Genomic DNA, 20,541 nt, shown 5'->3' with positions numbered 1-20,541 from the left:
CGCTCGTCACGGTAGTCGGAATCGCCCGTCCTGGCAGCGCGGGCACCAGTAGGTCGCGCGCGCCTGGTCGCCGAGTCGCGCCGAGCGGATCGGCGTGCGACAGCGAAGACAAGGGCGCTCCGCCCGGTCGTAGACCCAGGCCCGCGGCTCGCCGAGCCGAAGCGGCGCCGCCTTCGAAACGGCGCGCGTCGTGGTTCGCCGCCAGCCGCCGAGATTCGCGCGCATGAGCGTCCTCGCCCGGCGATAGAGTCGACGGAGCGTCTCGCGATCCAACGCCGTGACCGGCGTCGCCGGAGAGAGACTCTCGAGGAAGAGGGTCTCGTTGCGGTAGACGTTGCCGATCCCGCAGGCGACGCGTTGGTCGAGCAGGAGATCGGAGACCGTCTCGTTCTCCGCGGCCTCCGCGCGCGCGATGATCCGTGCCAGATCGAAACGGTGGTCGAGCAGGTCGGGCCCGAGATGCGTGATCGAGGGATGGGTCTCGAGATCGACCCGGCGGAGCAGCTCCGCACGGGCGGCGCGGAAGCAGACCCACTCGGCGCCGTCGACGCCCAGCCGGATCCGCGCGTCGGAAGGCGCCCGCGACCAGCGGTCCCCGGGCGCGTAGCGATGCCAACGGCCCCACATGCCCAGATGGACGTGGAGGTACCAGCTCGCCACGGTCTCGTGGGGGACGTCATCGCGCGAGCCGAGCGCGATCACCAGGTGTTTGCCGACGGCAGACACGTCCGCCAGCCGGGCGCCCTCGAGGTCCTCGACCGGGCCGCGATCCGAGAGCCAGAGCGATTCGAGGCGACGGCCTTCGATCGTGCTGCGGAACCGCGCGGCGATCTTATGGACGGTATCGCCCTCGGGCACCCGTTTCTCCGTGGTCGTCGTCGGCCGCAGGTTTCACTCGTCTTCGCCCCTTGCGTCGCCCGGCCCCTCGAAGGCCCGCTCGAGCTCGAGGCCCTTGTAGCTCCGTCGATAGCCCGCCTGGACGAAGGCCGTCGCGCCCTCGGCTTCGTGGGCGGACTCGCCGTCGATCTGCTCGATCCGGAGCCCGCCGCGGGGAAACGATCGCCCGCCGCGGCCAAGCGCCCGCGCCGCGCGGGTGAGGCCGTCGGCGCGACGAGCGGGCTCGGCGGTCGGAAAGGTCCAGACGCGGCGCGCGTTCCGATCCGTGTACAGCACCGGCTCGCCGTCCACGAGGACGACGCGCGCGCCCGCCGCCCGTCGCGGCCGCGCCGCGTCGCTGGTCGGCTCGGGCCACGGAAGCAGCGCACCGTAGGGGTTCGCTGGATCGGTCGCCGCGAGCGTGATGGCATGACGGTCCTGAGTCTCTTCCCGGACGGCCCTGAGTCGATCGACGCAGGCGACGTAGGCGAACTGCGCGCCCGAGAATCCGTCGACGAAGTGGCCGCGCCGGATTCGGCCCGACTCCTCCATCGCCTTCAGGACGGGGTAGAGACCGCTCCAGCCCTGCGGCAGGTCCTCGATCGCGAGCGCATCGCGGCTCAGCACGCCGTACCGGTCGAGGAGCGCGCTCGCGCGGGCGTGGGCGCGCGTGGTGTCGTCCAGCTCCTTCGCGATCAGCGTCGAGACGCGGCTCCAGCGTCCGGCCGAAGCCGACGGCGGAGCGCGGCGACCCGGGCGGCGACGCGGCGCGCTCTTGCGGCCGAGCGCGCGCAGGGGCGCGAAGGTGTCGTTGGTGACGTGCCCCCACCAGACGAGGTCCCAGAGCGTGTCGAAGAGCGGCTTCTGCTCGCGCTCGCCGCTCGCCTGGAAGAGCTCGGTGAAGAAGGTCGCCCCGCGTTCCCCGAGCAGCTCGAGCAATCGATGGTGGAGCTCGCTCGCCTCGTCCGGCAGCTCGGGTTCCGAGAAGAGGAGGCCGACGCGCTCGCGCCGATAGAACGCGACCCGGCCGTCGCGATCGCCGAGCGAACCACGACCGACCCAGACCCACTGGCCGAGGGCGCCGAGCTCGTCGAGCATGCGCGGGTCGTAGTTGGCGACGCGTGCCGGGAGGATCGCCCCCTCGAGCTCCGCGAAGGAGACGGGGAGGCCTTCCAGCTGATCGAGCACTTCGTCGAGTCGGGACTCGCCGCGACGCGGCCGGTCGAGTCCGTGCCATTCGACGAGGAAGCGACCGAGCGCCGGCCCCTCGACCGGCGTCACTTCGTCGCGCAGCTTGGCGAGGGTATGGCGACGCAGCCGCCGCAGGACCTCGGGATCACACCACTCCCGCTGCAGTCCGCGCGGATGGAACTCGCCGGACAGCAGCCGCCCGTCCTTCTCGAGCCCGGCCAGGACGGGCTCGAGCTGGGTGGGAAGGAGGGCGTAGCGCTCGGCGAGGGTCGCGGTCACGAAGGGGCCGTGGTGGCGCGCCCAACGCAGGACCAGCTGTTCGAAGGGATGCTCGACCGGTTCGAGGAAGGCCGCCGGCAGACCCGGAGGCGGCACGGAGCCGAGCGCATCGCGGTAGAGCGCCGCGTCTTCGGCGGCGATCCACCGCGTCTCGTCGCCGATGGTCATGGCGACCGCCCGCCGCCCCGCCGCGAGCTCCTCGAGCCAGGCCGCCGCCGATGCGGGCTCCGCACTTCGCGCCGCGACTTCTTCCGACGTGAGATCACCGAGCCGGCGCAGAAGGTCCTCGACCCCGTCGGGATGCCGCGCCTGCATCGCCTCGGTCCGCCCCTGCAGCGTCGCGACGAGCGCGTCGATCACCCCTTCGTCGAGGAGATCCCGGAGCTCCTCCTCCCCGAGCAGCTCGCGCAGCATGTGTCGATCGAGCGAGAGCGCCTGCGCGCGCCGTTCGGCGACGGGGACGTCGCCCTGGTAGAGGTAGGTCGCGGTGTAGGCGAAGACGAGGGAACGCGCGAAGGGCGACGCGGTGCGTGTCTCGACGTCGTCGACCCGGATCGTTCGTGAGCGCAGGCCCTGGAGGATCTCGCGGAGTCCGGGCAGGTCGAACACGTCCTGCAGGCATGCGCGATAGGTCTCGAGCATGATCGGGAACGAAGGAAAGGCCTGAGCGACCGCCAGCAGGTTCTGGGCGCGCAGGCGCTGGGTCCAGAGGGGCGTCCGCGCACCCGGGCGGCGTCGCGGGAGGAGCAGCGCGCGCGCCGCGTTCTCCCGGAACTGCGCCGCGAAGAGCGAAGACCGCGCGAGCTGCTCGACGACGCTCTCCTCGACGGTCTCCGGATCGGGCAGCAGCCAGTCGAGGGACGGCGTCTTTTCCGCGTCGGCGAAGCGGAGGACGATCCCGTCGTCGCTCCAGAGCGCCTGGACCTCGAAGCCCGCCTCTTCTCCAAGCCGGGCCTCGATGGCGAGGGCCCAGGGGGCGTGGAGCCGGGCACCGAAGGGGGAGAGGATGCACACGCGCCAATCCCCGAGCTCGTCGCGGAATCGTTCGACGGTGATCGAGCGGTCGGAGGGGAGGCCGCCGGTCGACTCCTGCTGCTCGATCACGTAGTCGAGGAGGTTTCGCGCGGCCCACTCGTCGAGGCCGTGCTCGGCTTGCAGCCAGGCGTCGGCGTCGGCCCGTCCCTCCGAGAGGGTTGGGGGGGCCTGCAACCGCGTGCCGAGCTCGCGGGTGAACTCGCCGAGTCGCCGTCCGAGCTCCAGCGGTCGCCCCGGGCCCTCGCCCCGCCAGAAGGGCAGCTTGCCCGGCTCGCCCGGGGCGGGCACCACGATCACGCGGTCGCGGGTGATTTCGGTGACGCGCCAGGTCGAGGCCCCCAGCGTGATTGTCTCGCCCGGTCGCGTCTCGTGGACCATCTCCTCGTCGAGCTCGCCGATGCGCGGTCCGCCCGTTCCCATGTAGACGGCGTAGAGCCCGCGATCCGGGATCGTGCCACCCGAAAGGATCGCGAGTCGCCCGGCGCCGCGTCGACCTTCGAGGGTGTCGCGCTCGCGATCCCAGACCAGGCGCGGCTTCAGCTCGGCGAAGTCGGTGGAGGGATAGCGCCCGGCCAGCATGTCGAGCACGCCGCCGAGGATCTCGCGCGAGAGCTCGCGGTAGTTGGCCGCGCGCTGGATCAACGCGTAGAGCGACTCGACGTCGATCGCTTCCTGGGACGCGATCGCGACGATCTGTTGGGCGAGCACGTCGAGGGGATTGCGCGGGACGCGAATCGGTTCGACCTCGCCCCGCCGCATCCCTTCGGCGACGACGGTGGCTTCGAGCAGGTCGCCGCGGTGCTTCGGGAAGAGCAGGCCCTGACTGGTCTCGCCCACGGAATGCCCGGCGCGTCCGATGCGTTGGAGTCCGCGGGAGACGGACCCGGGCGACTCGACGAGCAGCACGAGGTCGACCGCGCCCATGTCGATGCCCAGCTCGAGGGAGCTGGTGGCGACGATCGCGCGGAGCGTGCCCGCTTTGAGCGACTCCTCGATCTGCAGGCGCTGGTCGTGGGCGATGCTCCCGTGATGGGCGCGGACGAGCTCTTCTTCCGCGAGCTCGTTCAGACGTTGGGCGAGCTTCTCGCAGAGTCCGCGACTGTTCACGAAGACGATCGAGCTGCGGTGGGCGCGGATCGCCTCGAGCAGGCGAGGGTAGAGCGTGGGCCAGAGACTCGTGACCGGAGGCGGCGTGTCGCGCTCGCGGAGTGCCGCCAGGATCGAGCCGCTCTCGCGTCGCGGCGGAGCGACGCCTTCTTCTTCCGCGATCTCGTCGTCGGTCCAGTCTTCGTCGCCCTCCGGTGCGTCGGCGTGCTCTTCCCGGTCGAGGTCCTCGGGATCGGGTGCGTCTTCCGCGAGGCTCGGACCCGGCGCCGTCGGAACAGGGACCTGGTCGGGGCGCGTCATGTCGGGAACGGGCACCGAGATCCGGAGGTCGAGCCTCGGCGGTCGGCTCGTGTCGACGATCGAGACCGGTCGATCCCCGCCGAGGAAGCGCGCGATCTCCTCGAGGGGGCGCGCCGTCGCGGAGAGACCGATTCGCGTCGGGTCGTCGCCGGTCACCCCCGCCGCGAGTCGTTCGAGGGAGAGCGCGAGATGGGCACCCCGCTTGGTCGGCGCGAGGGCGTGGATCTCGTCGACGATCACCGTGTCGACCGTACGCAGCGCCTCTCGCGCTTTCGACGAGAGCAGCAGATAGAGCGACTCCGGCGTGGTCACGAGGATCTCGGAGGGATCGCGGAGCTGGACCCGGCGCTCCTTCTGGGACGTGTCGCCGGTCCGGATCGCGACGCGGGGCGCGCGGAAGGGCAGGCCGAGCGCTTCGGCCGTTCGCGCGATGCCGGCGAGGGGCGCGCGGAGGTTGCGCTCGATGTCGTAGACGAGTGCCTTGAGCGGCGAGACGTAGAGCACCCGGACGCCGGGGGTCTCCTCTTCGTCGGGCGGGCGCTGCGCGAGGCGGTCGAGCGTGTAGAAGAAGGCGGCGAGGGTCTTGCCGCTCCCGGTGGGCGCGATCAGGAGCGCGTGTTCGCCGGCGGCGATTCGAGGCCAACCCTCCTGCTGGACGGGGGTCGGCGCCTCGAAGTGGGTCTCGAACCACTTCTTCGCGGCGGGGCTCAGGCCGATCTCGGGAAGCGCCATGCCCCGAGTATACGATCCACCTTCCCGCCCCGGCGTGCGTCCTTCGCACCGAGATCCGATCCCTTCGCGCGGTCCCGCCGGGCTAGAAGGGAATGGGCGCGCCGTCCCAGGCGAAGAATCCGCCGGAGTCCTCCGGGGTCGCGCCGTCCATCACGGCGAGGAGCTGCGCGGCGGCCCGCTCGGGGGCGAAGCGCTTCTCGGGGGGCACGCCGCCCTGGAAGGGCCGGGAGAGGTCGGTGTCGACGGTGCCCGGATGGAGGGCGAGACAGATGACGTTCGTGGCGCGGCGACGCAGCTCGATCGCGAGGGTGCGGGTGAACATGTTCTGCGCGCTCTTGGACGCGCGGTAGGCGTACCAGCCGCCGAGGCGGTTGTCCTCGATGCTGCCGACGCGGGCGGAGAGGTTCGCGATCACCGCCCGCTCGTCGTGCCGGAGCTTCGGCAGGAGATGCTTGGCCACCAGGATCGGGCCGAAGGCGTTCACCTCGAAGACGGTCCTCAACCGATCGGGATCGATTGCTTCGAGGCGCTTCTCCGGGCCGAGTGCGGCGCCTTCGTGGAGGACCCCGGCGCAGTTGACGAGGGTGTGGAGGCGCTCGATCCCCCGATCCGTGAGCGTCGAGGCCGCGAGCGCGATCGAGGCTTCGTCGCGTACGTCGAGCGCCAAGAGATCGAGCGCGGCGCCGTGTGTTTCGCCGAGCGTGGCGAGCGCCTCGCTCCGATCTGGCGCGCGGGACGTCGCCACGACGCGATCGACGTCGGGCCGTTCGAGCAGGGCTCGCACGAAGGCGAGCCCGAGCCCGCGGCTCGCCCCCTGCACCAGGGCGACCCGGGTCATCGCCGACCTCCCGCCGCCATTTCAGTCGAGCTTCCAGCGGAGCTGGAACTCGATCTCCTCCTCTTCGCGACCGCGCTCGTGCTCGAGCGTGATCTCGGCGTCGGGCGGGACCGAGATGCGCTCGCCGGCGATCTGGAGGCGATAGCGATCCCCGTTCTCGAGCGCATCGGCCAGGCGGCGCAGCTTGTTCGCGAAGGCCTTGCGGGAGACGATCTTCTCGACGTCTCGTCGGCCTCGACGTGTTCTTGCGGGCATCGTGCTCCCCTCTCGATCTCGGGTGTCGAAGGCAGCTTATCCCCCGTGGAGCGCAATGCACGGCTCGGTCCTTCCTCGGGCGCGCCTGCGCGCGCCCCGACGCGGTCGAGGCGGTCGAGGCGGTCCGCGCGAACGAAGGCGTACGTCGGCCCTCGGCGAACCCGGGCCGATTCCCGCTGCCTTTCGAGTCGCTTCGGCGGAGCGTATCCTGGCCCGTACGGCGCGGCCGGTCATCGCGAAGGCGTGGACTGGAGCCGCGAGCGCGTAACCCCCCGTCCGACCGGGCGCGGCCCCATGCGAGGAGAAGGTTCTGCGCGGACGAACGATCCTTCCCTTCGTCGGCTGCGCCGTCCTGGGCGTGCTGCTCGCCTTCCATCCCGTGTTCGTGTCCGGGTTCGCGATCGTGCCGGGGGATCGCGGCGACACGATCCACTTCCTGACGCTCCTCGAGCACGGCTGGCTCTGGCTCTCCGGAGGCGCGTCGGCGCCGGCGTTCTGGTCGCCCCCGATCGGGTTTCCGCGCGCGGGCGCGCTCGCCCACGGCGACGTGATGATCTCCTTCGCCCCCTTCTATTCGACCTGGCGCGCGTTGGGCGCCGACCCGGAGACGGCACTCCAGCTCTTCTACCTGTCGGTCGCGATCGCCAACTACGCGGCGATGTTCGTCCTGCTGCGTCGCTTCGGCGCGTCGACGCCGCTGGGCGCGGGTCTGGGGGCCGGGGTCTTCGCGTTCTCGAGCGCGCTGATGGCCCATCTCGGTCATCCGCAGCTGCTCCCGCAGGTCTTCGTGCTCGGCGCACTGGGGGCCGCGCTGACCTTCTGCGAGACGACGCCCGAGACGGCGGACCGGGCCGGATCGTCGAGGGCGGAGCCGACCGCGATCGCCGTCTTTCTCGCCTGTCTCTGCCTGCAGCTCTGGGGGAGCTTCTATCTCGGCTACTTCGTGGTGCTCGTTTCCGGCGTGGCGCTCGCGATCGGACTCGCGCGATCGGCGACCCGCCCGGACCTGCTGGATCGACTACGCCGGAACCGCGTGCCCCTCGGCGTCGGACTCGCCACCTCGGCCCTGGCGCTGGCCCCCCTTGCGATCCGGTACCTCGAAGCACGGGCGATCAGCCAGCGCGTCGGCGTCGGTGCGGGCGAGCTTCGGCTCCCGCGACTCGCCTCCTATTTCTCGATGGGCCCCGAGAGCGTCTTCTACGGCTGGACGGCCTCGCTCCCGCCCTTCGCCTGGATCCCGGAGCCCCACGAGCAGGCGATCGGCCTGGGAATCGTCACGACGAGCGTCGTCGCCTTCGTCGCTTGGCGCGCCCGCGACGCGCCGACGACGCGCTTCGTCGCGCTCGTCGTCGTCGTGCTGGTCGTGGCCTTGACGATGTTCCCCTTCGAGATCCGACTCTGGCGTCTCTGGTACTACACGATCCCGGGACTCGGCGCGGTCCGCGCGGTCAGTCGCCTCGGTCTGTTCCTGACGATCCCCGCCGCGTTCGCCGTCGCCCGTTTCGTCTCGGGCCGAGTGGACGAATCGGCGTCGACGCTCGGCCGTGATCGGAGATCGGCACGTCGTACGGCCGGTCTCGTCGCGATCGGCGTGCTCTGTCTGGTCGAACAGGCGCGGGTGATGCCGGGATTCGACAAGGCCCGGTGGCAGTGTGAGGTCGACGCGCTCGTCGCGCGGATCGACCCCGCTGCCGACGCCTTCCATCTGACCGGCAACCACGGCGACAACCTGCAGGCGCTGCGCGTCGCCCAGCAGGCGGGGAAGCCGACCGTCAACTTCGTCGGCGGAGCCTTTCCGATCGACTGGACGCTCTTCGACGTCCAGATCCGGGAGACCCGAAGCGAAGCCGAGATCCGGGCCGAGCTTCGCCGCTACCTGGAACGGAAGGGCGTCGATCCCGGTCGGGTCCAGGTCCTCTGGCCGGAGCGGGGAGGGCGCTGCACGGTCGGTCGGGCCCGCGAGCGGGCCTGACGGGACGCGGGACTGTGTCGAGCGCATGACCCACGTCGAGACGGCCGCCGGTCGCATCGCGCTGCCGGCGCGGACGATCTTCGAAGCCGATCATTCCGCAAAGTCACGGGCTGGCGGGACTGCTTCGATCGGTGACGCGCCGGACGCGACGGTATCGGCCAACTCGCCGGGGCTTCGGCCCCGGTTCGAGCGCGCCTCTCCGTGGTAGGCTGAGGTCGAGCCCGAAGCCATGCCTTCCTCCACCTATCCCGATTTCGAGCCCCGGTTTCCGTGGCGGGGGCCGGACCTCCAGACGCTTCGAAACGTCCTCCGCGGCCCCGCGCTCGTCGTGACCCCCGAGGCCGAGCGGACGACGCTCGAGCTCCCTATGTGCGACGAGAGCGGAGACCGACTCGTCGCCCACCACCTGGCGGCGGAGCCGCGTCCCGCTCATCGAAGCGACGCCCCCCTCGTCGTTCTCGTGCACGGGCTCGGCGGAACCTCCGACAGCGCGTACATCCAGACGACGACCGCCGACCTCCTCGAGTTCGGCTACCCCGTTCTGCAGCTGAATCTTCGCGGCGCCGGCGAGAGTCGCGTCCATTGCCAGGCGCAGTATCACGCCGGACGCAGCCGGGATCTGCACGATGCCGTCGCGGCGCTTCCGACGGAACTCACCCGAAACGGTGTGGTCGTCGTGGGCTACTCCCTCGGCGGCAACATGGTGCTGAAATTCGCGGCTGAGTTCGGCGGCGTCCGGGGCGCCGTGTCCGTTTCGGCGCCGATCGACCTGGAGGCCGCCTCGCTTCGATTCCTGGACGCGCGCAATCGCGTCTACCACGCGCATCTGCTCGGGGGGATGAAGCAGGAGATGCGATCGACGCCCGGTGGCCTCGACCCGGCCGAGGCGGAGACCCTCGAGCGTGTCCGGACCATCCTCGATTTCGATGAACACGTCGTCGCTCCGCGCAACGGCTTCGCCGACGCGAGGGATTACTACGCGAGGAACCACGCGAGGCAGTTCCTCGGCGAGATCCGGGTTCCAACGCTCCTCATGCACGCGCTCGACGACCCCTGGATCCCGTCGACGATGTATACGGAGTACGCGTGGTCCGGATCACCCCGGCTGGAGGCACTCCTGCCACGCGGCGGTGGCCACGTCGGCTTCCACGCGCGAGGGGAGCGCGCGCCGTGGCACGACCGATGTCTTCGTGTCTTTCTCGACCGGGTGTAGGCTCTATCACCACGGCCTGACGTCTCGACGTCGGGCCCAGGAGGATTGAAGGATGGAGAAGATCGTCTTTCGTGAGGAATGGCTCGCTTCCGTATCCGAGGAAGTGCTCGAGCCCGATCGGCCCATCGTCGATCCGCATCATCACTTCTTCGACACGATGGAGATGTTCCCGAGCTACGACCTCGAGGCGCTCTGGTCCGATACGCGCGGCCACAACGTGGAGCAGACGGTCTTCATCGAGTGCATGGAGCACTATCGACCGGGCACGTCGGAGGACCTCGCCGTCGTGGGCGAGACGGAGTGGGTCGCCGGGATCGCCGCCGAGACGGCGAGGGCGCCCGCCGGCAGAGCACGCATCGGGGCCATCGTGGGGACGGCGAACCTCTGCCTCGGCGAGAAGGTCCGGGAGGTGCTCGAGGCGCACAAGGAAGCCTCGCCGCTCTTCCGGGGGATCCGCGACGCCGCGATCTACGACGCGTCCGAGGACATCCACACCGCGGAGCGGGCCACCGGGCCGAACCTCTACGGCGACGCTGCGTTCCGCGAGGGATTCGCCCAGCTCGCGCCGCTCGGCCTCTCCTTCGACGGCTACCACTACCACACGCAGAACCATTTCTATGCGGATCTCGCGCGGGCCTTCCCCGAGACCACGATGGTGCTCGACCACCTCGGCACGCCTCTCGGTACGGGTCCGTACAAGGGGCGGAGAGACGAAGTGTTCGAGGTCTGGAAGAGCGGCCTCGAGACGCTGCGCGACTGCAGCAATGTCCACATGAAGCTCGGCGGGATGGCGATGCCGTGGTCGGGCTTCGGCTTCGAGCGGGGCGAGCGGCCCCCGACGTCGGACGAGCTGGTCGCGGCGCAGGAGCGCTACTACCACACGGCGATCGACGTCTTCGGGCCGGACCGCTGCATGTTCGAGAGCAACTTCCCGGTCGACCGGCTCTCGATCTCCTATCCGGTGCTGTGGAACGCGTTCAAGAAGATCGCGAGTCGCTACGGCGACGAGGAGAAGGAAGCGCTCTTCCGCGGGACCGCGATGCGGGTCTACGGACTGACGGCGGTCTGAGCGTCGCCGCGCCTCACCCCATCCCGCGCGCGTAGGTCCCCATGTCGAAGTAGTCGCGCCAGACGGCGATCTTCCCGTCGCGGATCTCGAAGACGCCGGTGCACGGGAGATCGACCTTCTTGTCGCCGGCCTCGGTCCGGTCGAGTCGCTCTGCGATCACGACATTGCCCTTCTCCATGACGTTCAGCACGTCCCAGGTGGTCTTCGTCCACGAAGCCGTGAAGCCGCGAATGAATCGTTCGACCTCGGCCCGCCCCTGGATCGGGCCGGCGGGCATGTTGTGGTAGATGCCGTCCTCGGTGAAGTAGCCGGCGAGCTCGCTGGGATCGAGGCGCGACCAGGCTGTGCAGAACTCGACGATCAGATCGGTGTGGCTGGACATGTCTTGCGTCCTCGTTCGCGCGTGGGCGACCGCTGAGGCTAGTCGAGAAGACCGGCAGACGCGAAGTCGCGACGAGGCCCGCGCTCGAAGTCGCCGTGGTCCCTACGCGGAGGTACGATTGGCCGCGCTTCGGATCAGCGGAAGGAAACCATGAAGCTCGATCTGGTCGACGTGTTCGGCTGCAGTCCACTGAAGGGCAATCCGCTCGGCGTCGTGCGCGGTGGCGAGGGGCTGAGCGACGCCCAGATGTTGGAGCTCACCCAGTGGCTCGGCTTCTCCGAGACGACCTTCCTGCTCGAGCCCACGGACGCGGCCGCGGACTATCGCGTGCGAATCTTCTACCCGGCGGGCGAATTGCCCTTCGCCGGGCATCCGACGCTGGGAAGCTGCCACGCCTGGCTTCAGGCGGGTGGGCGGCCGAAGGACGGCGGTCGGATCGTCCAGGAATGCGGGATCGGGCGGGTCGAGATCCGGCCGCAGGACGAGCGCCTGTCGTTCCGTGCGCCGGAGCTGGTGCGGACGGGACCGCTCGAAGAAGCGGAACTCGTCGAGGCGCTGCGCGTCGTCGGCGTCGAACGCGAGGCCGTGGTGGAGGCGGTTCACGTCGCCAACGGGCCGGAATGGAAGCTGCTGCGACTGCGTTCCGCGGACGACGTGTTGACCGCCGAGCCGGTGGCGAATGCACCTTCCGGTACCGACGTCGGATTGGCGGGGCCCCATCCGGCCGGGGAGGCGGTCGACTGGGAGATCCGCGCCTTCTTCGCGAATCAGCGCGGACAGCTCGTCGAAGACCCCGTGACGGGCAGCTTCAATGCAGGTGTCGCCGTGCACCTTTTCGCCAGCGGACGGGCGGAAGGCGCCTATGTCGCTGCGCAGGGACGTCGCGTCGGAGCGGACGGCCGTGTCCATTGCTCCCGCGATGCGGACGGCCACGTCTGGGTGGGCGGTCGCGTCGCGACGATCGCCGCGAGCGCGTCGCTGCCTCTCTCCACCTGAGGCCGCCCCGATTCGGCTCCCGGGCGACTCAGTCGAGGCGACCCCCGCTCTTCAGGATCCACTCGCTCATCAGGCTGAGGCTCACCGCCTCGGGCTCGGCGAATCCGACGGCCTGCATCTCGCTGAACAGCGCGGGCGAGGAATAGAGCTGCTCCGGGTCGAGCCACTCGTCGAGGCTCCCCCAACGCTCCGAGACGATGCCTCGCCAGGGCGGTGCGTCCGGGGTGAGCCGCCGTACGACGACGTTCCGGACGTATCGCGTGCGGGTCGGATGGAGCTCGAACGACATCGGCGTGATCCGGTCGTGCCAACGCGCGAAGAAGGCTTCGTCGGAGAGCGCGTCGGGCTGCGGAAACGTCACGAACTGGGTGACGCCCGGGCTCCTCTCGCCGTCCGGCCAATCGCGCGCCGCGTAGGGTTGGACCATCGACTCGGTCACCAGATACCCGGCGATCTCCGCTTCGATCGTCGCGAGCGTCTCCTCGATCACGTGCCGATCGTCGACGCTGCCGAGCCACGCGAATACGACCCCGCCGATCTCGCGCCCCCGTCCCGTGAGATGCTCGGGCGTGACGCGACGGTCGTCCGCGAGATCCGGAATCTCGATCGTCAGCCCGCGCACGCGCTCGTTCCGCACGAGCACGGGCCCGACCGAGCCGAGCAGGGCGTCCGCGAAGCAGTCGCCACGCTGGTCGGGGTCCTTCTTCAATACGTAGGCGAGCTTCTCCATTCGTTCCTTGTCGGTTGGCCGCCTCGGGTCACGCCAGGACGATGCCTCGTTCGGGCACCGGCGTCAGCCGCGAATCGGTCGAACGAGTCGCCAGGAGCGACACGGAGTGCATGACGGCACGCGCGATCGGGAGGCCGATGCGCCTTTGCGCGCCGCAACGCCGCGGCTTACGTTCGGAATCGACTCGCGATCCTGGAGCGCCCGATGCGACGCCGCCTGCTGATTCCCGCCGCCATCCTGACCCTGGGCATCCTGGGATTCGCCCTGCTGATGGCGACGCGCGCCGAGGTGGATCGTGTCGAGCCGTCGGTGGACGTGCCGATCGTCCGGACGACGACGGTCGAACCCGGTCCGCTGCGTCTCGAGGTCCTGGCGAACGGTACGGTCGAGCCGCCCGTCGAGAGCGAGCTCCGTGCTCAGGTGGACGGCGAGGTGGTCTGGGTCTCGCCGAAGCTCTCACCCGGCGGATACTTCGAGGCGGGCGACGTGCTCGCGAGACTGGACGACACCGACTACCGCCACGAGCTCGAGGCCGCGCGCGCTTCCCGGGACCGGGCGGAGAGCGCCTTGTCGGTCGCCCGGCGCGAGCACGAGCGCCAGCAGCGCTTGATGAGCCAGTCGGCCGCGAGTGTCGCGCGAGCGGACGAAGCGCGGGACGCCCATCGCGCGGCGGACGCCGAGCTACGCGGAGCGACGGTCCGCGTGTCGCGCGCCGAGCACGATCTCGAGCGTACGCAGCTCGTCGCTCCCTATGCCGGCCGCACGCGAACGAAGGGCGTCGACGTCGGTCAGTTCGTTCGTCGCGGGGACGAGATCGCGCACCTCTACTCGATCGCCTACCTCGAGGTGCCACTGCCCCTCTCGGACCGCGAGCTCGCCTTCCTCGAGCTCCCGCATCCTTTTCGCGACACGGGCGGAAGCGAGTACGTGGACGGACCGCGAGTGACGCTGCGCGCGGAGTTCGCCGGTGTTCCGAGCGAATGGACGGGGCGCATCGTCCGGACCTCGGCGGAGATCGACGCGCGCAGCCGGACCGTGACCGTCGTCGCCCGCGTCGACGACCCCTACGGTCGGTCGCCCTCGGGGCCCGACATGCCCCTTCCGGTGGGGCTCTTCGTCGAAGCGCGAATCGAGGGTCGCGAGATTCCCGAAGCCGTCGTGCTTCCGACGACGGCGCTGCACGATGGGGACGTCGTCTACGTCGTCGACGAAGACGACCGGGTCCGGTTTCGCCGCGTGGAAGTGCTTCGCGACCGTCGGGAGGAGGTCGTTCTCGGCGGCGGGCTGGATCGGGCGGCTCGCGTCGTGACGTCTCCACTCAGGGGCGCGGTCGACGGAATGCGCGTGCGACCGGTCGATTCGGATGAGCCCGAGGATCCGTCCTCCCTCGCGGAGCGAGACGGGTGACGGGGCCGATCGCCTGGTTCGTCGACAACCCGGTCGCGGCGAACCTCCTGATGGGTCTGATCGTGATCGGTGGTCTCGTCGCCCTGCCGAACGTGCAGCAGAAGACGATGCCCGACATGGACGTCGACATCGTCGAAGTCTCCGTCGAGTACCTCGGCGCCGCCCCGGAAGAGGTCGAGACGGGGGTCTGTGTCCGGATCGAAGAGGCGATCGCGGGGATCGAGGGGATCGATCGGATCCGGTCGGTCTCCGCCGAAGGCGCGTGCAAGGTCACGATCGAGCTCATCTCGGGCTACCCGAAGGATCGAGCGCTTTCGGACGTCAAGAACCGCGTGGACGGAATCGACACGTTCCCCGCCGAGGCCGAGAAGCCGCTCGTCAACCTCTACCAGATCCGGCACAACGAGCTCCAGATCGCGCTCTCCGGCGCGGCGACCGAGCGGGCGCTCAAGATCCACGGCGAGCGGCTGCGCGACGGGATCACCGCGAACACGTCGGCAACCCAGGTCGAGCTGCTGAACGCCCGCGACGACGAGATCTCGATCGAGGTCTCCGAGGAATCGCTGCGCCGTCACGGACTGACGTTCGCGCAGGTCGTCGAGGCCGTGCGTGGCTCGTCGCTCGATCTGCCCGGCGGCTCGATCAAGACGCGCGCCGGCGAGATCCTTCTGCGGTCGGCGGGCCAGGCCTATCTCGGAGACGAGTTCGAGAGGATCGTGGTCCTCACGCGAGAAGACGGGACGCGCGTCCTCTTGCGCGACGTCGCGAGCGTCGTCGACGGCTTCGAGGAGGATCCGCGCTACGCGCGCTTCGACGGCGGCACGGCCGTCATGATCTACCTCTATCGCGTGGGTGAGCAGAAGGTCCTCGACCTCGTCACCGAAGTGAAGGAGTACGCGCGCGAGTTCGAGCGATCGCTGCCCGAGGGCCTGTCGATCACCGTCTGGCGGGACGGTTCCGGCTATCTGCGCGATCGACTGGACGTCTTGATCCAGAACGGTTTCGGCGGCTTCCTGCTCGTATTCATCGTGCTGGCGCTCTTCCTCCGTTTCCAGCTCGCCTTCTGGGTCGCGATCGGTGTGCCCATCTCGATCCTCGGGGCGATCGCGACGTTCCCCGTCTTCGGGATCTCGATCGACGTCCTCACGCTCTTCGGATTCATCCTCGGACTGGGAATCCTCGTCGACGACGCGATCGTGATCGGCGAGAACGTCCACAGCCATCAGCTGGAGGGGGACGATCCGATTCGCGCGGCGATCACCGGCGCGCAGGAGGTCGCGAAGCCCGTCATCTTCGGGATCCTGACGACCATCACGGCCTTCGCGCCGATGATGATCGGCGGCGGTCGGATCGGCGAGATGTTCGGGACGATCGGGGTCCTCGTGACGATCTGTCTCCTCGTTTCGCTCGTCGAGTCGCAGTTCGTCCTGCCCGCCCATCTCGGCCACCATCTGCGACCCGAAGCGGCTGCGGACGAGATCGAAGTCGGGCAGGCAAGGGGCTTCTCGGCTCGCTGGAAGCGATTGCAGGCAGCCACGCGCACGACGCTCGGTCGCCTGGCGACCGAGCGCTACGCCCCTGCACTCGCTCGCGTCCTGGAGTGGCGGTATGCGGCGCTCGCGACCGCGGTGGCCCTCCTGCTCTTGACGGCCGGCGTGCTCGCGAGCGGCCGGATCGCCTTCTCGTTCTTTCCAAAGGTCGAAGCCGACTACGTGAGCGCCGCATTGACGATGCCCCAGGGCACGCCCGTCGAGGTGACCGCGGCCGCCGTCGAGCAGCTCGAACGCGCGGCGCTCGACGTGAAGGCGGAGATCGATCGCGACTTCCCGGTCGAGTCCGGGTCGGTGATCAAGCACATGCTGGCCTCGATCGGAGAGCAGCCTCCGCTCCAGAACGGCCCCTCGGTCGGGGAGGCCGGACGCGGTACGCACCTCGGGCAGGTCGCGCTCGAGCTGATGGGACACCGCCCGGTCTCCGCCGACGAGATCGTGCGGCGCTGGCGCGAGCGGACGCCGGCGATCCCCGAGGCGGAGCAGCTCGTCTTCACCTGGGACTCGGTGTCGATGGGGGCGCCGATCGACATCGAGCTCCGATCGGATCGGATCGAGGACCTGGTCGCCGCGGGCGAGACGCTCAAGTCCGCGCTCGGTGTCTACCCGGGCGTCTCCGACGTCCGGGACTCGTTCCACGCCGGCAAGCGCGAGATCAAGCTCGCCGTGTTGCCCGCCGCGGAAGCCCTCGGCATCGACCTCGAGGACGTCGCCCGTCAGGTCCGGCGGGCGTTCTACGGGGAGGAGGCCCAGCGTATCCAGCGCGGTCGCGACGACGTCCGGGTCATGGTCCGGTATCCGGAGGACGAGCGGCGCTCGCTCGCCGATCTCGCGAATCTACGGATCCGAACGCCCGCGGGCGGCGAGGTTCCCTTCTACAGCGTGGCCCGCGCGGAGTCCGGCGTCGGCTTCGCGAACATCCGGCGGGTCGACCGCCGTCGGACGGTCGCGGTGACCGCCGACGTCGACATCCACGTCACGAACGCGAACCAGGTGATCTCCGACGTCGAGCGAACCGTGTTGCCGGACATCCTCGCGACCCATCCGGGGCTCTCCTATTCGCTCGAGGGAGAGCAGCGGGAGCAGCAGGAGAGTCTGGCGGGTCTGGTGGGCAGCTACGGCTTCGCGCTCTTCATCATCTACGCGTTGCTGGCCATCCCGCTTCGTTCCTACGCGCAGCCCCTGATCATCATGGCGGTGATCCCCTTCGGTCTGATCGGCGCGATGGTGGGTCACGTCATCATGGGCCTCGACTTCAGCATGATCTCGATCTTCGGCGTGGTCGCGCTCTCGGGGGTCGTCGTGAACTCGAGCCTGGTCCTCGTGGACGGCGTGAATCGACGACGTGCGAACGGCGCCGACGTCGTCGAAGCACTCTCGCAGGCGGGCGTTTCGCGATTTCGACCGATCATCCTCACGTCGCTCACGACGTTCGCCGGCCTCACGCCGCTGCTGCTCGAGGATCGGCTCGGTGCGCGTTTCCTCGTACCGATGGCGACTTCGTTGGCCTTCGGCGTCATCTTCGCGACGGCAATCTCGCTCTTCCTGGTCCCCAGTGCCTATCTGGTGCTCGAGGATCTGGGGGAGGCGGGCAGGCGGCGCCGGCGCTGAGATCCCCTTCGATCGGCGAAGCGTCGGGTTCAGGCCGACGTGCCCATCCACGACAGCACGTTCTGCTTGGCGTTGCAGTAGAGGTGGGCCAGGTCCGGATCCATGATGCAGTGGGGCATCTCGACGTCGTACCAGCCGTCGAGGTGGCCCCAGTGGTAGGGGCTCGCCATGTAGTCCTCGAGCAGTCCTGCGAGGGTCTCGAACTCCTGCTCCCAGACGTGGGTCCAGCGAACGCGCGGCGAAGTCGGTCCGATCGCGCGGACACGGGCGAGGCTCCAATTGCGGATGGCGGGGACGTGGTCCGCGAGGACCGGGACTTCCCGTTGCCACCGGTCGACGGCGTCGGTCGCCGCGTCGTCCAGCACGCGGACGAGATTCGTGCGTTTGATGCCGACCAGATCCGCGTGCGGCACGTTCGCGGCGACCGGCTCGACGAGCCAACCCTCGATCTGCTCCACGCGCGCGAGGCAGGCGCGTTCGTCCGCCTGCGCGCACCTGAAGAGCCCCGCCCAGCCCTCCGTGTCGAGGAGCGTCGTCAGCTCGCGAAGCGCCTCCGGATCGGGGACGGCGAAGTCCCAGGTCAGGTCCCCACCGCCGACCGAGCCCTCGACGTGCAGGCCCGCGTGCGAATGGCTGAGCTCGGAAACGAGGCCGCCGAGTCGTTCGAGGGCCTCGCATACGCGCTGGCGATCGGCGGCGCCGAGCTCGTCGGGAAGGGTGGCGGTCGCGACGATGCGTCGGGTCATGCGTGGATCCTCCCGGCGGCGCGGAAGGCGTCACGGGATTCCGGCGCGACGGCGAAGCGGCGCGTTCGTCGCTTGCAGAAGTCGTCGCACTGGCGCCACCATTCGGTGATGCCCGGGAGGCCCGTCTGGCTCCGCATCTGCCAGAAGCCCGGGATGCCCGCGAGGCCCCAGACGAAGAGGACCGTCTCGCCGAGGTCCGGGGGCCCCTCCGGTGGAGTCACCCAGGTATGGAGCAGCTCCATGCCGCGCTGCTGCGCGAGAGGGCGGTAGTCCGCCTCGAAGGCCTCGAGGAAGGACTCCAGACGATCGGGGTGCAGCTCGATCTCGTCGATCATGTAGATCGTGTTCGCGTCTTCGCTCACGGTCGTCTCCCTATTTCGCGAATCCAGGGCCGGCGAAGGGGTCCGGTTGGAGCCCGGCCAGGACGCCGCCATCGACGGGGATCGCGGCCCCGTGCAGGTAGGACGCGTCTTCTCCGAGCAGGAAGGCCGCCACCCCCGCGACCTCGGCCGCGTCGCCGTCGCGCCCGAGCGGCACGGGCATCCGTCGCGTGTCGTCCCCGATCCCCGGCGTCGCGTAGACCCCGTCGAGCATCGGCGTCGCCATGTTGCCCGGCACCAGGACGTTGAGTCGGACCCCCGCCGCGCCCCACTCGGGCGCCCGACTTCGCGTGCCCACGACGACGGCGCGTTTCACGCTCGAGTAGGCCTGCGTCCCCGTTCCCTCGGCGCCTGCGGCGACGGCGCTCGCCTCGTCGTCGGCCAGGCACGCGTCGACGATCCGGGGGACGATGCTGCCGTCGAAGTAGCCGCCGATCGAGGCGACGCTGACCGCGGCCGGTGCGTGCCCGCGTACGAGGGCGGGGCGCAGCGCGTCGACCAGCCGCATCGAACCGAAGTAGTTGACCGCCACGACCGTCTTCGGATCCGCTTGGGGACCCACACCGGCGGCGACGACGAGCCCGTCCAGGCGGCCGGCGCCGCGCGCGAGCACGGCCTCGATCGCCGCCTTCCGCCCCGCCTCGGCACCCAGGTCGGCCTCGACGTCGCTGTCGCGGAGATCGATCCCCAGAACCTCGTGGCCCACGCTTCGCAGCCGGGTCGCGAGCGCGGCGCCGAGACCCGAGGCGGCCCCGGTCACCGCGACGAATCGTTCGCGTGTCGTCATCTCAGGCGGTCTCCCGCGGCCGGACCTCGGGCACGTCGATGTCCTCGATCGAGCAGCCGGGCAGGGACGTGAAGAACGAAGCGCCGAAGGCGGAGGACGCGGTCTGATAGCCGGGCTTGCCCTCCATCCGTGCGGCGCGGCAGGTGGCGTCGATCGCCGAGAGCGCGGTCAGCGTGTAGCCCTCGGGTCCTCGCGCGACGGCCGCGACGGATTCGCCGGTGTCGTTTCGGGCGATCGCGAAGTTGCGGTAATGGCCGGCGGCCCGCTGCTCGTCGGTCGGGCCCTCGACCCCACGATCGAGCTGCCATTGGACGATCTTCTGGCCGACCTGCGTCGAGAGGAGTCGCTTCAGCCAACCCGGCACGCTGCTCATCTGCTTCACGGCGCCGGTCTCCTGGACGAAGGTCGTGATGTTCGGGATCTGCGAGGACCAGCCCGCCACGAGCACGTCGCAGAGCGGAACCGTGACGGAGTCGAGGCGCTCTCCGTCTATCTCCGTGGAGACGCGGATCGGGGCTTCGAGCGGGACGAGTCGCCCCTCGCGGCGCACCTCGGTCGGGAGGTGGACTGCCTCCATCGCCGACTTCGCGGTTCCACGCGAGACGACCTCGAGGCTTCCGCCGTAGAACTCGAGGGTCGTGGCGTCGGGCATCCGCTGCTTCAGGTGCGCGGCGAGGCAATCCGTCGGCGCGCCGCCGGCGCCGAGTCCGGGCAGCAGCATGACGCCCGCCGCCTGGGCGCTCGCGTCCAGCGACTGGAGGTTCGCGAACACCGCGTTCTCCGCCGTCACGTCGACGTAGTGCGTTCCGGCTTCGAGGCAGGCGGAGACCATCGGCGCCGCCGTGGCCGAGTAGGGGCCCGCCGCGCTGAAGACGGCGTCGACGTCGCGGAGGGCGTCGACCGCGCCCGCGTGGTCTTCGAGGGAGAAGGCGCGCGCCTCGAGGGCGTGCTCGCCGGCGATCGCTTCGACGGCGCCGCGCGTTCGACCCGCGACGATCGGGCGCTGGCCGGCCGCGAGCGCCGTCCGGAGTGCGAGGCGACCGGTATATCCGGTCACCCCGTAGATCATCGTCCTCACCGGCTTC

16 protein-coding genes are annotated in these 20,541 nt (G+C 69.9%); 6 read left to right on the top strand and 10 right to left on the bottom strand.

The annotated features are described in order from the left end of the window. Window positions 1-6: 6 nt before the first annotated feature. The 4 genes from NXI30_16195 to NXI30_16180 form a co-directional block, all read right to left on the bottom strand. The gene (locus tag NXI30_16195; protein MCR9095763.1) at window positions 7-858 is read right to left on the bottom strand and encodes a formamidopyrimidine DNA glycosylase; all 852 of its coding nucleotides are present in this window, start codon (window positions 856-858) and stop codon (window positions 7-9) included. Window positions 859-891: 33 nt separating this feature from the next. Then, window positions 892-5,520: a DEAD/DEAH box helicase gene (locus NXI30_16190; protein MCR9095762.1), complete on the bottom strand. Its 4,629-nt coding sequence runs from the start codon at window positions 5,518-5,520 to the stop codon at window positions 892-894. A gap of 82 nt (window positions 5,521-5,602) precedes the next feature. Further along, window positions 5,603-6,358, bottom strand: coding sequence for an SDR family oxidoreductase (locus tag NXI30_16185; GenBank protein MCR9095761.1), 756 nt, complete (start codon window positions 6,356-6,358; stop codon window positions 5,603-5,605). 21 nt (window positions 6,359-6,379) lie between these two features. Next, a complete protein-coding gene (locus NXI30_16180; GenBank protein MCR9095760.1) occupies window positions 6,380-6,613 on the bottom strand; it encodes an amphi-Trp domain-containing protein in 234 nt (77 codons plus the stop codon). Between the two features lie 358 nt (window positions 6,614-6,971). Here NXI30_16180 and NXI30_16175 point away from each other — a divergent pair, with 358 nt between their 5' ends. The 3 genes from NXI30_16175 (at window position 6,972) to NXI30_16165 (ending at window position 10,867) form a co-directional block, all read left to right on the top strand. Then, complete coding sequence (locus tag NXI30_16175) at window positions 6,972-8,585, top strand: hypothetical protein (GenBank protein MCR9095759.1); 1,614 nt, start codon at window positions 6,972-6,974, stop codon at window positions 8,583-8,585. A 229-nt stretch (window positions 8,586-8,814) separates the two neighbouring features. Beyond that, window positions 8,815-9,798 (top strand): alpha/beta fold hydrolase, encoded by a 984-nt coding sequence (locus NXI30_16170; GenBank protein ID MCR9095758.1) that lies wholly within the window; start codon window positions 8,815-8,817, stop codon window positions 9,796-9,798. 52 nt (window positions 9,799-9,850) lie between these two features. Continuing rightward, entirely contained in the window at window positions 9,851-10,867 is a 1,017-nt protein-coding gene (locus tag NXI30_16165; protein MCR9095757.1) for an amidohydrolase family protein, read from the top strand. Between the two features lie 13 nt (window positions 10,868-10,880). On the opposite strand, the gene NXI30_16160 is transcribed toward NXI30_16165, so the two are convergent. Continuing rightward, window positions 10,881-11,249, bottom strand: a complete 369-nt coding sequence (locus NXI30_16160; GenBank protein ID MCR9095756.1) for a nuclear transport factor 2 family protein — start codon at window positions 11,247-11,249, stop codon at window positions 10,881-10,883. Between the two features lie 150 nt (window positions 11,250-11,399). On the opposite strand from NXI30_16160, the gene NXI30_16155 reads away from it, so the two are divergent. Beyond that, entirely contained in the window at window positions 11,400-12,245 is an 846-nt protein-coding gene (locus tag NXI30_16155; protein ID MCR9095755.1) for a PhzF family phenazine biosynthesis protein, read from the top strand. 28 nt (window positions 12,246-12,273) lie between these two features. Here NXI30_16155 and NXI30_16150 read toward each other — a convergent pair whose 3' ends face one another. Beyond that, window positions 12,274-12,975 (bottom strand): hypothetical protein, encoded by a 702-nt coding sequence (locus NXI30_16150; protein ID MCR9095754.1) that lies wholly within the window; start codon window positions 12,973-12,975, stop codon window positions 12,274-12,276. A 204-nt stretch (window positions 12,976-13,179) separates the two neighbouring features. Here NXI30_16150 and NXI30_16145 point away from each other — a divergent pair, with 204 nt between their 5' ends. Together NXI30_16145 and NXI30_16140 are read left to right on the top strand one after the other, a co-directional pair. Next, the gene (locus NXI30_16145) at window positions 13,180-14,382 is read left to right on the top strand and encodes an efflux RND transporter periplasmic adaptor subunit (protein ID MCR9095753.1); all 1,203 of its coding nucleotides are present in this window, start codon (window positions 13,180-13,182) and stop codon (window positions 14,380-14,382) included. Then, window positions 14,379-17,543 (top strand): efflux RND transporter permease subunit, encoded by a 3,165-nt coding sequence (locus tag NXI30_16140; protein ID MCR9095752.1) that lies wholly within the window; start codon window positions 14,379-14,381, stop codon window positions 17,541-17,543. The genes NXI30_16145 and NXI30_16140 overlap by 4 nt, the downstream gene beginning before the upstream one ends. Window positions 17,544-17,572: 29 nt before the next feature. Here NXI30_16140 and NXI30_16135 read toward each other — a convergent pair whose 3' ends face one another. From NXI30_16135 to NXI30_16120, 4 genes are read right to left on the bottom strand one after another with little or no spacing between them, the layout of a single operon-like run. Further along, window positions 17,573-18,289, bottom strand: a complete 717-nt coding sequence (locus NXI30_16135; GenBank protein ID MCR9095751.1) for a Dabb family protein — start codon at window positions 18,287-18,289, stop codon at window positions 17,573-17,575. After that, window positions 18,286-18,651, bottom strand: coding sequence for a hypothetical protein (locus NXI30_16130; GenBank protein MCR9095750.1), 366 nt, complete (start codon window positions 18,649-18,651; stop codon window positions 18,286-18,288). The genes NXI30_16135 and NXI30_16130 overlap by 4 nt, the downstream gene beginning before the upstream one ends. A gap of 10 nt (window positions 18,652-18,661) precedes the next feature. Continuing rightward, window positions 18,662-19,456 (bottom strand): SDR family oxidoreductase, encoded by a 795-nt coding sequence (locus tag NXI30_16125; protein ID MCR9095749.1) that lies wholly within the window; start codon window positions 19,454-19,456, stop codon window positions 18,662-18,664. A 1-nt stretch (window position 19,457) separates the two neighbouring features. Next, window positions 19,458-20,525: a saccharopine dehydrogenase NADP-binding domain-containing protein gene (locus NXI30_16120; protein ID MCR9095748.1), complete on the bottom strand. Its 1,068-nt coding sequence runs from the start codon at window positions 20,523-20,525 to the stop codon at window positions 19,458-19,460. Window positions 20,526-20,541: the final 16 nt, after the last annotated feature.

The sequence above is a fragment of the bacterium genome, assembly GCA_024742285.1.
GTDB lineage: Bacteria > Myxococcota_A > UBA9160 > UBA9160 > UBA4427 > UBA4427.
Note: the sequence above shows the minus strand (reverse complement) of the source record. Positions and strands in the feature narration are given on the sequence as shown.

What these genes read in the sequence shown, in the direction of transcription:
- NXI30_16125 (MCR9095749.1), bottom strand. Translation starts at nt 19,456, where the DNA reads ATGACGACACGCGAACGATTCGTCGCGGTGACCGGGGCCGCCTCGGGT.
- NXI30_16170 (MCR9095758.1), top strand. Translation starts at nt 8,815, where the DNA reads ATGCCTTCCTCCACCTATCCCGATTTCGAGCCCCGGTTTCCGTGGCGG.
- NXI30_16135 (MCR9095751.1), bottom strand. Translation starts at nt 18,289, where the DNA reads ATGACCCGACGCATCGTCGCGACCGCCACCCTTCCCGACGAGCTCGGC.
- NXI30_16160 (MCR9095756.1), bottom strand. Translation starts at nt 11,249, where the DNA reads ATGTCCAGCCACACCGATCTGATCGTCGAGTTCTGCACAGCCTGGTCG.
- NXI30_16165 (MCR9095757.1), top strand. Translation starts at nt 9,851, where the DNA reads ATGGAGAAGATCGTCTTTCGTGAGGAATGGCTCGCTTCCGTATCCGAG.
- NXI30_16190 (MCR9095762.1), bottom strand. Translation starts at nt 5,520, where the DNA reads ATGGCGCTTCCCGAGATCGGCCTGAGCCCCGCCGCGAAGAAGTGGTTC.
- NXI30_16150 (MCR9095754.1), bottom strand. Translation starts at nt 12,975, where the DNA reads ATGGAGAAGCTCGCCTACGTATTGAAGAAGGACCCCGACCAGCGTGGC.
- NXI30_16120 (MCR9095748.1), bottom strand. Translation starts at nt 20,525, where the DNA reads ATGATCTACGGGGTGACCGGATATACCGGTCGCCTCGCACTCCGGACG.
- NXI30_16145 (MCR9095753.1), top strand. Translation starts at nt 13,180, where the DNA reads ATGCGACGCCGCCTGCTGATTCCCGCCGCCATCCTGACCCTGGGCATC.
- NXI30_16180 (MCR9095760.1), bottom strand. Translation starts at nt 6,613, where the DNA reads ATGCCCGCAAGAACACGTCGAGGCCGACGAGACGTCGAGAAGATCGTC.
- NXI30_16155 (MCR9095755.1), top strand. Translation starts at nt 11,400, where the DNA reads ATGAAGCTCGATCTGGTCGACGTGTTCGGCTGCAGTCCACTGAAGGGC.
- NXI30_16185 (MCR9095761.1), bottom strand. Translation starts at nt 6,358, where the DNA reads ATGACCCGGGTCGCCCTGGTGCAGGGGGCGAGCCGCGGGCTCGGGCTC.